This is a genomic window from Chroococcidiopsis sp. [FACHB-1243] (assembly GCF_014696895.1).
Taxonomy (GTDB): Bacteria; Cyanobacteriota; Cyanobacteriia; order Cyanobacteriales; family Chroococcidiopsidaceae; genus Chroococcidiopsis.
On the sequence record NZ_JACJQX010000021.1, the window covers coordinates 50,147 to 62,423 of the forward strand.

13 protein-coding genes are annotated in these 12,277 nt (G+C 45.6%); 10 read left to right on the plus strand and 3 right to left on the minus strand.

Annotated elements, in window-relative coordinates; all coding sequences use genetic code 11:
- Positions 1-50: 50 nt before the first annotated feature.
- Entirely contained in the window at positions 51-332 is a 282-nt protein-coding gene (gene clpS, locus H6G17_RS16740; RefSeq protein WP_015156315.1) for an ATP-dependent Clp protease adapter ClpS, read from the minus strand.
- 135 nt (positions 333-467) lie between these two features.
- On the opposite strand from clpS, the gene H6G17_RS16745 reads away from it, so the two are divergent.
- The 6 genes from H6G17_RS16745 (at position 468) to H6G17_RS16770 (ending at position 8,489) form a co-directional block, all read left to right on the plus strand.
- On the plus strand, positions 468-830 hold the full coding sequence (locus H6G17_RS16745) for a hypothetical protein (RefSeq protein ID WP_192159052.1): 363 nt from the start codon (positions 468-470) through the stop codon (positions 828-830).
- A 957-nt stretch (positions 831-1,787) separates the two neighbouring features.
- Positions 1,788-2,117, plus strand: a complete 330-nt coding sequence (locus H6G17_RS16750; protein ID WP_192159054.1) for an STAS domain-containing protein — start codon at positions 1,788-1,790, stop codon at positions 2,115-2,117.
- A gap of 146 nt (positions 2,118-2,263) precedes the next feature.
- Complete coding sequence (locus tag H6G17_RS16755; protein ID WP_192159056.1) at positions 2,264-4,993, plus strand: TIGR03960 family B12-binding radical SAM protein; 2,730 nt, start codon at positions 2,264-2,266, stop codon at positions 4,991-4,993.
- A 389-nt stretch (positions 4,994-5,382) separates the two neighbouring features.
- Positions 5,383-5,553 (plus strand): hypothetical protein, encoded by a 171-nt coding sequence (locus H6G17_RS16760; RefSeq protein WP_015156311.1) that lies wholly within the window; start codon positions 5,383-5,385, stop codon positions 5,551-5,553.
- Positions 5,554-5,562: 9 nt separating this feature from the next.
- Positions 5,563-7,662, plus strand: coding sequence for an Rne/Rng family ribonuclease (locus H6G17_RS16765; RefSeq protein ID WP_192159058.1), 2,100 nt, complete (start codon positions 5,563-5,565; stop codon positions 7,660-7,662).
- A gap of 95 nt (positions 7,663-7,757) precedes the next feature.
- Positions 7,758-8,489 carry a ribonuclease HII gene (locus tag H6G17_RS16770; protein WP_192159060.1) on the plus strand — a complete coding sequence of 244 codons (732 nt, stop codon included), beginning with the start codon at positions 7,758-7,760 and terminating at the stop codon, positions 8,487-8,489.
- A 36-nt stretch (positions 8,490-8,525) separates the two neighbouring features.
- Here the strand turns inward: H6G17_RS16770 and H6G17_RS16775 are convergent, their stop codons facing one another.
- The gene (locus H6G17_RS16775; RefSeq protein WP_192159062.1) at positions 8,526-9,104 is read right to left on the minus strand and encodes a DUF1997 domain-containing protein; all 579 of its coding nucleotides are present in this window, start codon (positions 9,102-9,104) and stop codon (positions 8,526-8,528) included.
- Between the two features lie 263 nt (positions 9,105-9,367).
- On the opposite strand from H6G17_RS16775, the gene pheA reads away from it, so the two are divergent.
- From pheA to H6G17_RS16795, 4 genes are all read left to right on the plus strand, one after another.
- Positions 9,368-10,216 carry a prephenate dehydratase gene (pheA, locus tag H6G17_RS16780; RefSeq protein WP_192159064.1) on the plus strand — a complete coding sequence of 283 codons (849 nt, stop codon included), beginning with the start codon at positions 9,368-9,370 and terminating at the stop codon, positions 10,214-10,216.
- A 155-nt stretch (positions 10,217-10,371) separates the two neighbouring features.
- Positions 10,372-11,340, plus strand: coding sequence for a protochlorophyllide reductase (locus H6G17_RS16785; protein WP_192159066.1), 969 nt, complete (start codon positions 10,372-10,374; stop codon positions 11,338-11,340).
- A gap of 157 nt (positions 11,341-11,497) precedes the next feature.
- Positions 11,498-11,722 (plus strand): DUF433 domain-containing protein, encoded by a 225-nt coding sequence (locus H6G17_RS16790; protein ID WP_192159068.1) that lies wholly within the window; start codon positions 11,498-11,500, stop codon positions 11,720-11,722.
- On the plus strand, positions 11,706-12,029 hold the full coding sequence (locus H6G17_RS16795) for a DUF5615 family PIN-like protein (RefSeq protein WP_192159159.1): 324 nt from the start codon (positions 11,706-11,708) through the stop codon (positions 12,027-12,029). The genes H6G17_RS16790 and H6G17_RS16795 overlap by 17 nt, the downstream gene beginning before the upstream one ends.
- 111 nt (positions 12,030-12,140) lie before the next feature.
- Here H6G17_RS16795 and H6G17_RS34680 read toward each other — a convergent pair whose 3' ends face one another.
- The gene (locus tag H6G17_RS34680; protein WP_347276437.1) at positions 12,141-12,251 is read right to left on the minus strand and encodes a phage integrase N-terminal SAM-like domain-containing protein; all 111 of its coding nucleotides are present in this window, start codon (positions 12,249-12,251) and stop codon (positions 12,141-12,143) included.
- Positions 12,252-12,277 lie beyond the last annotated feature (26 nt).

Genomic DNA, 12,277 nt, shown 5'->3' on the forward strand with positions numbered 1-12,277 from the left:
TAAGTGGTAAAAGATTCTACACTTATGACTTACGACTTATGACTTCCTATTTACTCATCTGGCTCAATCGTACTGGTCAAACCATGATTTTTGAGGGTTTCACAGTAAAACTCAGCGTGTTCTTGAGCGCAGGTAATGACTAAAGCGATGCCATTTGTATGGGCTTCCATCATAATATCTACTGCTTGTGGTTGGGTGAGGCTGGGTACAGTCTGCATCAATACCTGCACCACATGCTCCATAGGATTAAAGTCATCATTATGAAGCAACACGCGATACCGAGGTGCGAGTTTACGAACTGTTGAACGCTGCTCCAGGGTTTCGACGGACACTGCTTACTCCTCTTGTTCTGACTAACGACTTTTGGTTTAAATCTCGATTGAAACTGATTAACTTATTAAATATTTATAGCATCGAAATCCAACGACCGTAGCGATCGCACATGACTGAAGAACTGGAGGCGAGCTGTGACGAACTCTTTATGTGACTTTCAACCGCGACAAATCGTTTGTACAACCCATCAAGCTACTCACCTATATGCTGAAGTCATTCAAGTAGTGGAATCGCGCCAAATTGGGTGGTTTCGACCTTTATTACTCGTGGAATTTTTTGACGATGAGCAGCTATCGATCTCACCAACACTACTCGACCTCCGTTCTGGAGCCGATCTTCTCTGCCCTCCCTCTTTATTCCGTCCGGCAATTGATACTGAGGTGATACCGTTGCTGATGCAACTGTCAGCTTGGGAACCGCCATTAGAGCACGATCCGGCTGCCTTCAAACGATTGCATCAATTCATTCAACAGGCTTTGCTGCTCGACGAGAAGTGAAGACGTTGTTAGTTGTTGGTTGTTGGAAACCGATCGCTGGTTGCCACTCGCTGCCTGCTGCTCAAAAATTTCTCATATTTCCATTTGGATTTCTGATGCAATCTATAGTAATTTCTAACGATCGATGGGAACTTGGTTGTTATCGTTAATTTCTCATGGCTTAGAATTGGCGATCGGCTGTTGTATCAGTCTTTTGCAAATCAGATCGAATTATCAGAATGCGATCTTCACGGTCAATAACATTCATAATTCTGATGTTTCAGGATCGGAATTATCAAAAATTAATATGTATTTGAGGAACAAATTATCTTAATTTTCGGTCGCGGGGATTTACCCTTTAAACTAGTATTTACTGACGATTAACCGTTATGGATCTCAAGCTATCTGTCTATGAGTTAAACTCAACTGTATACTCAGTCACACAAATTGGAAAAATCAAGTCAAACTGCTCGATCTTCTCGGTTTCTACCATCTGGTAGATGTTGATGTATCATGCGAGTATCGTAGAATCTAGAAATCATTTAACCTGGCTATGTACGAGAGATTTATCTCAATAAAAAGTCAGCAAAAGTCAGCCATACTGCACGAAATCGCTTGGCGAAAGATTGTTTTGCATGTGAAATTGGTTAATCAGTAGGAAAATTACGCTGAGTGGTATTCTATTGGTACGAATTTCAATCGCTAATTTGAATCAATCGAGTGCTATGTAAATAATTGATGAAGATGTTCTCGTTGGTATAGTTAAATACTTTTTTTTTAGAAGAAACGCTGGTAGCTTGGAATCACAATGAACGATTTAATAAATATTTAAGATTTAAGTAAAAAAGAGCTAAATAGAAAAAGCAAGACAAAAGGAAAAATACCTCATATCATAGACCCATTTGATTTCATTTGATTTCGATTTCACCCTATTCAATTTAACCCCATTCGATTTCACCAATTTGCACGGAAGCGTTAATGATGCAAACAATGACTGCTCCTAGAGCTACAGTAATCCGCCCTAACGGTCACTTTAATGCAGCGAATGCCGCTGACTTTCAGCAATACCTGACTGCAGAAGTTACACAGGCAACACACGACTCTGTTGTCGTCAATCTAGAACAAGTAGAGTCAATGGATAGTGCCGGTCTGATGGTATTAGTTCATGGATTGAGAGTGGCGCAATCGCTCGGAAAAAGTTTCCACCTTTGCTCGGTTGCACCTTCAATTCGGATTATCTTTGAGTTGACTCAACTAGATAGCGTATTTGAAATTCTAGATACACCTGTAGAGGTTACAGCAGCTTAGCGCGAAGCTAGATGCGAATAATTTATGACTATTTGATATATGACTGTCTGATGTTTCGCAGCAGCAAGTACTGTTCTTCCAGACGCGATCGCCGATTGATGCTAGCTTTAGAGTGATAAGTCAGGGATTGGCACGAGAGGCGTAAAATGGCAGTTGCGGTAGAAACATTACTAACGGCTGAAATTCAACGTCCGGCTCGCTACTTAGGCAACGAATTAGGAGCTATACGTAAGAGTTGGCAATCGGCAGATGTACGCTGGATACTGACATATCCTGAGTTGTATGAAGTTGGTGCATCTAATCTAGGGCACGTCATTCTATACAATATTTTGAATGCACAGCCCCGCCAAATGTGCGATCGCGCCTACCTCCCAGCTCCCGACCTGGCAGCAAAGCTACGCGAGACGCATACGCCCCTATTTGCTGTTGAATCGAGAAGATCGTTAACAGAGTTTGATATTTTAGGCTTCAGCCTCAGTTACGAGTTAGGAGCTACCAATATTTTAGAAATGTTGGATTTAGCTGGTATTCCTCTAACTTGGCGTGAAAGGCAAGCTTGGAAGGGAGCAGGGAGCAGGGACGAGCTGGGAGCAGGGGAGCAGCTACTAATTTCTCATTATCCACTCATTTTTGCAGGCGGGCAGACGGCGACATCAAACCCCGAACCCTATGCTGATTTTTTTGATTTCATTGCTCTAGGCGACGGAGAAGAACTGTTACCAGAGATCGGTTTAGTCATAGCAGAAGGTAAAGCAGCAGGGTTAAATCGAGAAGAACTTTTGCTGGATCTAGCGCAGATCCCAGGGGTCTACGTACCGCGATTTTACGATCTGGCAATGGATGGTTCCATTCACCTCAATCGTCCAGACGTTCCAGAGAAAATAATTCGGCGCGTTGCTACGCCCATCCCAGCTTATTCTACAGGCTTAGTTCCCTACGTCGAGACAGTCCACGATCGCCTGACGATCGAAATTCGGCGCGGTTGCACTCGCGGCTGTCGCTTTTGCCAACCAGGAATGCTGACTCGTCCCGCACGGGACGTAGAACCGGAGCAGGTTGTCGAGGCGATTGAAACGGGCATGAGGGCGACGGGATACAATGAATTTTCCCTACTTTCCCTCAGTTGTTCCGACTATTTATCTCTTCCTGCTGTAGGAATGGAGATTAAAAACCGCTTGCAAAATGAAAATATTTCCCTTTCGCTTCCCAGCCAGCGAGTAGACCGTTTTGATGAAAATATCGCAAATATTTTGGGAGGTTATCGCCAAAGCGGGTTGACTTTTGCCCCAGAAGCTGGAACTCAGCGGATGCGAGATATCGTAAACAAGGGATTGACGAATGAAGAATTATTGCGAGGTGTAAAAACAGCTTGGGAACATGGTTGGGACAAAATCAAGCTTTACTTTATGATTGGCTTACCTGGGGAAACAGATGTCGATGTCTTGGGGATCGCGGAAACAGTAGCATGGCTGCAAAGGGAATGTCGCGCCCAAGGTAGAAAACCTTTGGCATTCAATTTAACAATTTCCAACTTTACACCCAAACCCCACACCCCGTTTCAATGGCATTCTGTCTCTACAGGCGAATTCCAGCGCAAGCAAGAATTATTACGCCAAGAGTTTCGGCGCATGAGAGGAGTCAAAGTTAATTTTACCGACGTGCGGATCTCGGCAATGGAAGACTTCATCGGACGAGGCGATCGCCGTTTATCTGTCGTATTACGTCGCGCTTGGGAACTGGGTGCGGGAATGGACTCATGGTACGACAGCGTAGAAAGCGCGTATAACGCTTGGGGACAAGCGATCGCCGAATCTGGCTTAACCTGGAAGTATCGTCAAGTCGAGCAAGGCGAGTGGAATTTGATCCAAGGGAGCAGGGACGAGCTGGGACGAGCTGGGAGCAGAGGAGCAGAGGAGCAGAGGAAGCAGAGGGAGCAAAACCTACTTTCTTTCCCGACTCCCGACTCCCTAGATCGCCCTCTGCCTTGGGATCGCATCGACACGGGGATCGACAAAAAGTGGCTCAAGGAAGATCTGCAACGCGCTATGGAGGCTGCAACCGTCCCTGATTGCTCTTTTGATGGTTGTTCTCACTGCGGCGTTTGTGGAGTCGATTTCGGTCACAACATTGTCATCGAACCACCACCAATTTCCCAATTTGCCGGACAGTACGTTCCTAACAATACCAAAGTTCAAAGACTGCGCCTCCGGTTTGGCAAGCTGGGAGATATGGCGCTAGTGAGCCATCTCGACTTGATGCGCCTGTTCGATCGCGCCGTCCGACGAGCCACATTGCCCGTATCCTTTACAGCCGGATTTAGCCCCAGCCCGAGGATTTCTGTAGCGCTGGCTCTTCCTTTGGGAGTAACGAGTAGTGGAGAGATTGTCGATTTTGAACTAACTCAAATCGTCGAGCCAGCAGTTTTTCGGCAACAACTGAGCAGCCAGTTACCAACAGACATACCTATATACGATGCGATCGCGCTCGATTTAAAAGCACCTGCGGCAATGAAGACTCTAACGGGAGCAGAGTACATCCTGACAATAGCGACAACTCAAACGACAACACCGACACAACGCCAGGAATGGATAGAAACTATTAAAAATTCAACTGAAATTTGGTGGGAGCAGACGACAAAATCTCAGAAAACTTATCAGGTGAACTTGCGCGATCGCCTATTTGAATTAGAATTAGTTCCACCACACAACCCAGATACAGGAGAATCAGACAATACCTTTAACTTGCGCTATACGGGTAGTTGCTCTCAGGACGGCAATCACCTGAAACCAGAACACGTCACGTTCATGCTAGAGCAAGCTGCCCGCCAAGAAATCCAACTGCTCCACATCCATCGCCAGCAACTCATTTTACAGTGACCAGTTATCGGGGAGCAGGGAGCAGGGAGCAGTTAGTTCCGACTTACGACTTACGACTTCTCCAATTAATTGCTTTTTCTCAAGCATGAGTTAAAATTGAGCTAACAGAAGTTTTCTAGCGCTGCATTGGGTTTCTGATTCGCTCTCCCAAATGGGACAGTAGCGAAAATTATTGAGAAGCATCCACGATTCTTTTGCATAGCACTTGAAACGGAGCGGTCGTCTCATTAGTCGCTAAGAGCGTTTCTTGAAGCCAATGACAGGCAAAATAGGCTTTTTAGGTGTCTGTGAATTAGGTGTTTGCGAACTAATATTGTGCTCCTGTCCGCAAATCAGGATGGGAGACAAGATTAAAACTACAAAAAATGCTCGGTTCTCAGAGCAGACTTATGTATGCAGCAGTTTTGAAAACATTTTGTTATGCTTTTAAACTGCCAGCATCTTTAGATTTAGTTGCGATCGAGCGTGGTGAGCGCCACTATTATTTCCAGCAGCGCCTACCTTCAGTCAATCGAAGCGAGAGAGGAGACCTCAAAGCTTCTGATGCTGCGAATTTTTGAGGGAATTGAATGCCAAAACAAATTATCATAGCAGAGCAGCATCACATTGCTGCTGTTTTTTCAGAAGATCAAATTCAAGAACTCGTCGTTGCTACCGGACGACATCAAGTTGGTGATATTTACCTCGGTGTCGTAGAAAACGTTTTACCAGGTATAGATGCAGCTTTCGTAAACATCGGCGATTCAGAACGAAACGGTTTTATCCATGTTACCGATCTCGGACCGTTAAAGCTGAAACGGACTGCGGCAGCGATTACAGAACTACTCGCACCGCAGCAAAAAGTTTTAGTCCAAGTTATGAAAGAGCCGACGGGCAATAAAGGACCCAGGCTCACGGGTAATATCACTTTACCCAGTCGCTACGTAGTTTTGATGCCGTTTGGACGGGGAGTTAACTTATCGCAACGGATCAGAAATGAAAACGAACGCAACCGCTTGCGGGCTTTAGCAATTTTAATTAAACCTGCTGGCATGGGCTTGTTAATTCGTACTGAAGCCGAAGGCAAGCCAGAAGAAGCAATTATTGAAGACCTAGAGGCGATCCAAAAACAGTGGGAAGAGGTGTTACTGAAAGCGCAATCTACCCGCGCTCCCTCTTTACTTAACCGCGATGACGATTTTATTCAGCGCGTCTTGCGAGATATGTATGGCTCGGACGTAAATCGCATCGTGGTAGACTCTGCTACCGGACTCAAGCGGGTCAAGCAATACTTGATGAATTGGGGTGGCGGACAGCCGCCTCAAGGGTTGTTGATCGACCACCATCGCGAACGCATTCCCATTTTGGAATATTTCCGCATCAATGCCGCAATTCGCGAAGCCCTCAAACCGCGAGTTGAGTTGCCTTCTGGCGGTTATATCATTATTCAACCGACGGAAGCATTAACGGTCATCGATGTAAACTCTGGTTCTTTTACCCGTTCCGCTACGGCAAGAGAAACCGTACTGTGGACGAACTGCGAAGCGGCAACAGAAATTGCCCGACAGTTGCGCTTGCGTAACCTGGCAGGGGTGATCGTGGTAGATTTCATTGATATGGAATCGCGCCGCGACCAGTTACAAGTCTTAGAGCATTTTAATAAAGCCTTAAGAGCGGACAAAGCCAGACCGCAAATTGCCCAACTGTCAGAATTGGGTTTAGTCGAACTGACCCGCAAACGCCAAGGTCAAAATATTTACGAACTCTTTGGGCGCACCTGTCCTACATGCGGCGGCTTAGGACATGTCGTACACCTGCCAGGAGAATCGGAAGAACGAGAAGTATCAATGCCATCAGCAGCACGAGAACCCGAATGGTCAGTCCCACAGCCAGCACGGGACTCATACCGCGTCATGCCCAACCCTCGGTCAGTAGAACCCCGCGAAAGTACTAGTAGTAGTAGTTGGGGATTGGAAGCAGAAAGTTTTAGTAATGACTTCGATAGCGATCGCCAAGACTTAATGCCGATCAACCATCCCAATTATCAAGAAATTGGCGACGCGGGGAATAATCGGCGGCGGCGGCGGCGGCGCATCGGCGAGGGGGGCTACAAAGAAGAAAATCCACGGGCAGCGGCTAATTCACTTACCCTGCTCAACGACCGAGATCCAGATCCAGAAGTAGAATCGGAAGGGGCAATTGCCGCTGAAGTTTCCTATAGCGATCGCCGCGATGCCGCAGGCGGAACGCTAAGTCGCGACCATCGCGGCTGGATAGAAAAACCAGAGCGGTCTAAACCCATAAAGCCGGAACCCGTCAAAGTCGCGATCGATCCACCAGAAACAATTGTGGTGGAAATGACACCCGAGGAACAGGCAATTTACGCCGTCATGGGCGTATCGCCCCTAGTACGCTTAGACAGGGAAGTGAAAAATCCCAAATCTGCGATCGTGCAAGTCGTTTTGCCTGGGCAAGCACCTCCTTTGCCTCAAAGTGAAAATGGCACAACGTCCGATTCAGAAGTATCTACCATTGACACTGACAGCGTGGCTGCTGCCGATACTCCGGTTATAGCTGCAATTCCTGAAAACACTGAATCGGAACTACCAGCGATAGAAGACAGCGAAACCGATCGCAAAACTCCAGTCCGTCGCCGTCGCCGTCGTTCTTCGGCAGATGGTGACGAGTAAATTCTGTGTAAAGATCTCTCCAACCCCTCTGAAAAAGGGGGCTTGTGTATAGTGTAGGGTGGGCGATGCCCACCTACTTTTTTTGATTGACTATTATGCCTAAGTCATCGTCCATTCAAAAACTGAAATCTAAAGTTCAAAAATCTAAAATTCACAATGGCATTACCCAGGACTTTGACTCAGGTTTAAGCGATCGATACTCTATCCTCATCGCTGGAGTGGATGAAGTAGGCAGAGGTGCTTTATTTGGTCCGGTGGTAGCAGCGGCAGTAGTTTTACCTCCATCAGTCTTGAAGGAATTAGTAGCAGCCCAGATTAGAGATAGCAAAAAACTATCGCGCGATCGCCGTTTGAAATTAGCAGCCCATATTTGTCAGGTAGCACTTGATTGGCAGATTGGTTTTGCGACCTCTGCTGAAATCGATCGCATTAATATCTTGCAAGCATCGTTACTAGCCATGAAACGGGCAGTCCTGAAACTAAAAATTCAGCCCGAACTATGCTTAGTCGATGGCAGACAACCCATTAAAGATTTATTGATCCCGCAACAGGCGATCGTGAAAGGAGACGAGCAATCTTTGGCGATCGCTTCTGCTAGTATCGTCGCTAAAGTGTGGCGCGATGCCCTAATTACTCGCCTTGCAGTCAAATATCCCCAGTACGATTTAGTCACAAATAAAGGATATGGAACTCAGCGACACATCCAGGGATTGCAACAACACGGTCCCTGTCGCTTGCATCGGCTGTCTTTTCGTCCTTGCCAATTGAAGGGAGTCGGGAGTCGGGAGCAGGGGAGCAGAGGAGCAGAGGAGCAATTCACGCATTAATTCCGAATTCCGAATTCTCCCCACGCACCACTCGCTTTAAGCCTCGCTTACTGGTAGCTGGTAACTGGTAACTGGTAACTGATTCTGATTGTCATTCACCCAACTGCGATAGTCGGTCAAAAGTTGATGTAGCAAGCGTTGCTTAATCGTCACCAACACGCTTTTGAGTAAGCCGTTGCCAGTAGTCTCAACAATTGGTTGGGGTGTCATATTCAAAGGAAAAGGCAGTTCAACCTTTACCTCTAGATCGGCTTTACCTTTAAGTAGAGTAATATTCTGGTGTTGATAAGGAGATAAATGACCGCACAGATTTAACTCAAACCGTTGGTTGATGTAATCTAATCCTAAAATTTCACAAGCAACCGATCGTAAATTCACCGTACCGTTCGGTTCCGTCCACACTTTCAAGTCTGCGGTTGGTTGAATGTTCAGGGTCATAAATGAGAGCGGACGGATCTTCAACCGAAAGCTTTCATTGTTTAACTGCTCGATCCGGCTGGGGTCTACCAAAGCTTTTACCAGGCGTTGGGGTTGACGCAGATAGTGCTGGATCGGTATTGGTTGTTCTGGGACAACAATTTCCACTGACTGAGAGGCGGTGAACCGAGTATACATGGGTTGCAATGTTGCCTATAGAGAGAATTTATAGTTTCTTTAAGCCCATGAGTTCATCCTACTGGAATTCAGTCCAAAAGATGAATAAATCATGAAGGTAATCTTTACACTTGTTAACGATTATAAAGTACTATGAAGTTCTTTGCCCAAATTCAGTTATCAGTGGTGCGTGGTCACTGGTCGCAGGTCACTGGTCACTGATAACTGCTCGTGCGCTCCCTGCTATATTGAGTTATGACTTTTAGCGGCGCTAGCAGGCGAACATGACCGTATCGATTGCCCATTTGGGACCCAGTGGCACTTATTCCGAACAAGCTGCGATCGCCTATCGCGATCGATTGCAACAGGAAGGACAAGAGACAGCCTTGCATCCCTATCCCAGCATTCCTCAAACTCTCAAGGCTGTGGCGCAAGGAGAAACACAGATTGCTGTCGTACCAGTCGAGAATTCGATTGAGGGCAGTGTTGCCGTCACTTTAGATATGATGTGGCTGTTGGATACGCTACAAATTCAACTAGCTTTAGTCTTGCCAATTGCCCATGTGTTGCTTTCCCACGCTCAAAGTCTGGATACGCTGCAAGTCGTCTATTCTCATCCTCAAGCACTGGCACAGTGTCAGTTGTGGTTCACACAATTTTTGCCACGTGTCCAATTGATTCCGACAAATTCTACAACTGAGGCATTACAGCACTTAGAACGGGCGAAAACTGCGGGGGCAATATCTTCTCTACGGGCAGCAAAACTTTATCACTTACCCGTGTTAGCTAGTGGTATCTCTGACTATCCCGATAATTGCACGCGGTTTTGGGTACTCAGTCGTCAGTCCTCGACCATAGGCAGTCACACGTCTCTAGCTTTTAGTTTACCTGCCAACGTTCCTGGTGCATTGGTAAAACCGCTTCAGGTATTTGCCCAAAGAAATATCAATCTCAGCCGGATTGAGTCTCGTCCAACTAAGCGATCGCTAGGAGAATATCTCTATTTTATTGACTTGGAAGGTGACTCTCATAACAGTCCTGTGAAGTCAGCTTTAACAGAATTAACGGCACATACAGAAATCTTAAAGAATTTTGGCAGCTACACAGTCGTGCTGCTTAACCAAAACAACTAGGCAGGATGAATAGAGAATAGCAATTTTTCACAAGTAGGGCGATCGCTCTCATATTTGTGGCGATCGCATTGCAATACTTAGAAACATTAGCACTAGCGATCCATTGATATGAGATCCTAAAAAATAGAAAACGCGATTAATAATGATTTAAGAAAATGGCACAACAGCAATCGACCGTTGTTATTACAGGAACTTCTTCGGGTGTTGGTTTGTATGCAGCAAAAGCCTTCGCTAAACGAGGTTGGTATGTCGTTATGGGATGTCGGGATATACCCAAAACAAAAGCTGCGGCTCAGAGTGTCAGCATACCGGAAGATAGCTACACGGTCATCCATCTGGACTTAGCTAGCTTGGAGAGCGTGCGGCAATTTGTTAAGGACTTTCGGGCAACAGGCAAACACCTGGATGCTCTAGTGTGCAATGCAGCAATCTATATGCCCTTACTCAAGGAGCCGTTACGTAGCCCAGAAGGATATGAGTTAAACGTTGCTACCAATCACCTCGGTCATTTTCTCCTGTGTAACCTCATGTTAGAGGATTTGAAGAATTCGCCAGCTGCGGATAAAAGGCTCGTCATTTTGGGAACCGTAACGCATAACCCAGACGAACTGGGTGGGAAGATTCCACCGCGTCCAGATTTAGGGAATTTAGATGGTTTTGCAGCTGGATTTAAAGCACCAATTTCGATGATTGACGGCAAGAAATTTGAACCCGTCAAAGCTTACAAAGATAGTAAAGTGTGTAACGTATTGACAATGCGAGAACTACACCGTCGCTATCATGACTCCACAGGAATTACTTTTACGTCTCTTTATCCTGGTTGCGTTGCCGATACACCACTGTTCCGCAACCACTATCCGCTGTTTCAAAAACTCTTCCCATTGTTTCAAAAACATGTCACGGGAGGATATGTATCTCAGGAGTTGGCTGGCGAACGGGTAGCTGCTGTAGTTATCGATCCTGAATACAAGCAATCTGGTGCTTATTGGAGTTGGGGAAATCGTCAGAAGAAAGACGGTAAATCCTTCGTGCAAAAAGTTTCGCCTCAAGCCCGCGACGATGAAAAAGCCCAGAAAATGTGGGATTTAAGCGAGAAATTAGTGGGAATTGGGGTTCCTGTGTAGGATGTAGCTTTCTACAACTGAATTAGATTTTAAATGCGATCGCCTGTCTTTTTAACGATGCGCGATCGCATCTGCCAACAGAGCGTGACAGATTTCGAGTGGTTCTAGACTAGAATCGAAGGAATACGAACAACTTATATTTAAATATTTTAAAATTATGTCTTCAAAACTTCGTGTTGTGCATAGCGATCCCGACATATTAGGAGGAACACCTGTATTTATCGGTACTCGCGTACCAGTTAAAACCTTACTCGATTATCTTGAGGCAGGTGACTCGTTGGATGAATTTCTCGATCACTTTCCTAGCGTGAGTCGCGAACAAGCGATCGCAACTCTAGAATTAGCCAAGGAAATGCTGATTGCATATGCGAATCCTGCTTGATGAATGCGTACCGAAACCTCTTAAACGCGAACTGACCGATTATGAGATTTTTACAGTTGTAGAGATGGGTTGGGCAGGTAAAAAAAATGGCGAACTACTCCAACTCATGAATCAAACAGGGTTTACTGTTTTACTGACTACGGATCGAAATTTACGATATCAGCAAAACTTGCAACAAGCTAGAGTTTCGATTGTCGTAATGGTTGCTGCGAGTAATCGCTTGCCCGATCTCGTACCTTTAGTATCAAGTGTTCGTCATGCAATAGACACAATTACTGTGGGAGAAGTTGTTGAGGTAACAGTCTGATAATTAAAAAGAAGGAAAAGCTTACATAGACTGAGTAGCATAATAGTTTTTGTAATCGCCTCTCCTTAAAATCAAAGAAATTTAAAAGATGCGATCGCTTTACACAATATTTCAATTCAGTCTAATCCAGTAAATATAAGTTTTTTTTGTTTGGTAAGAATAGTGCTTAAGACGAATCGCGTCTTGTACTTGTTCGAGCAGCTTTTTCGGACGCTGTTCCATAGGATGTTATACAGAAAAATTCCGTT

Excerpts from the sequence above, each read along its gene's own strand:
- H6G17_RS16750 (WP_192159054.1), top strand. The coding sequence starts at position 1,788 with ATGATGCAAACAATGACTGCTCCTAGAGCTACAGTAATCCGCCCTAAC.
- H6G17_RS16755 (WP_192159056.1), top strand. The coding sequence starts at position 2,264 with ATGGCAGTTGCGGTAGAAACATTACTAACGGCTGAAATTCAACGTCCG.
- H6G17_RS16760 (WP_015156311.1), top strand. The coding sequence starts at position 5,383 with ATGTATGCAGCAGTTTTGAAAACATTTTGTTATGCTTTTAAACTGCCA.
- H6G17_RS16765 (WP_192159058.1), top strand. The coding sequence starts at position 5,563 with ATGCCAAAACAAATTATCATAGCAGAGCAGCATCACATTGCTGCTGTT.
- H6G17_RS16770 (WP_192159060.1), top strand. The coding sequence starts at position 7,758 with ATGCCTAAGTCATCGTCCATTCAAAAACTGAAATCTAAAGTTCAAAAA.
- H6G17_RS16775 (WP_192159062.1), bottom strand. The coding sequence starts at position 9,104 with ATGTATACTCGGTTCACCGCCTCTCAGTCAGTGGAAATTGTTGTCCCA.
- pheA (WP_192159064.1), top strand. The coding sequence starts at position 9,368 with ATGACCGTATCGATTGCCCATTTGGGACCCAGTGGCACTTATTCCGAA.
- H6G17_RS16785 (WP_192159066.1), top strand. The coding sequence starts at position 10,372 with ATGGCACAACAGCAATCGACCGTTGTTATTACAGGAACTTCTTCGGGT.
- H6G17_RS16790 (WP_192159068.1), top strand. The coding sequence starts at position 11,498 with ATGTCTTCAAAACTTCGTGTTGTGCATAGCGATCCCGACATATTAGGA.
- H6G17_RS16795 (WP_192159159.1), top strand. The coding sequence starts at position 11,706 with ATGCGAATCCTGCTTGATGAATGCGTACCGAAACCTCTTAAACGCGAA.
- H6G17_RS34680 (WP_347276437.1), bottom strand. The coding sequence starts at position 12,251 with ATGGAACAGCGTCCGAAAAAGCTGCTCGAACAAGTACAAGACGCGATT.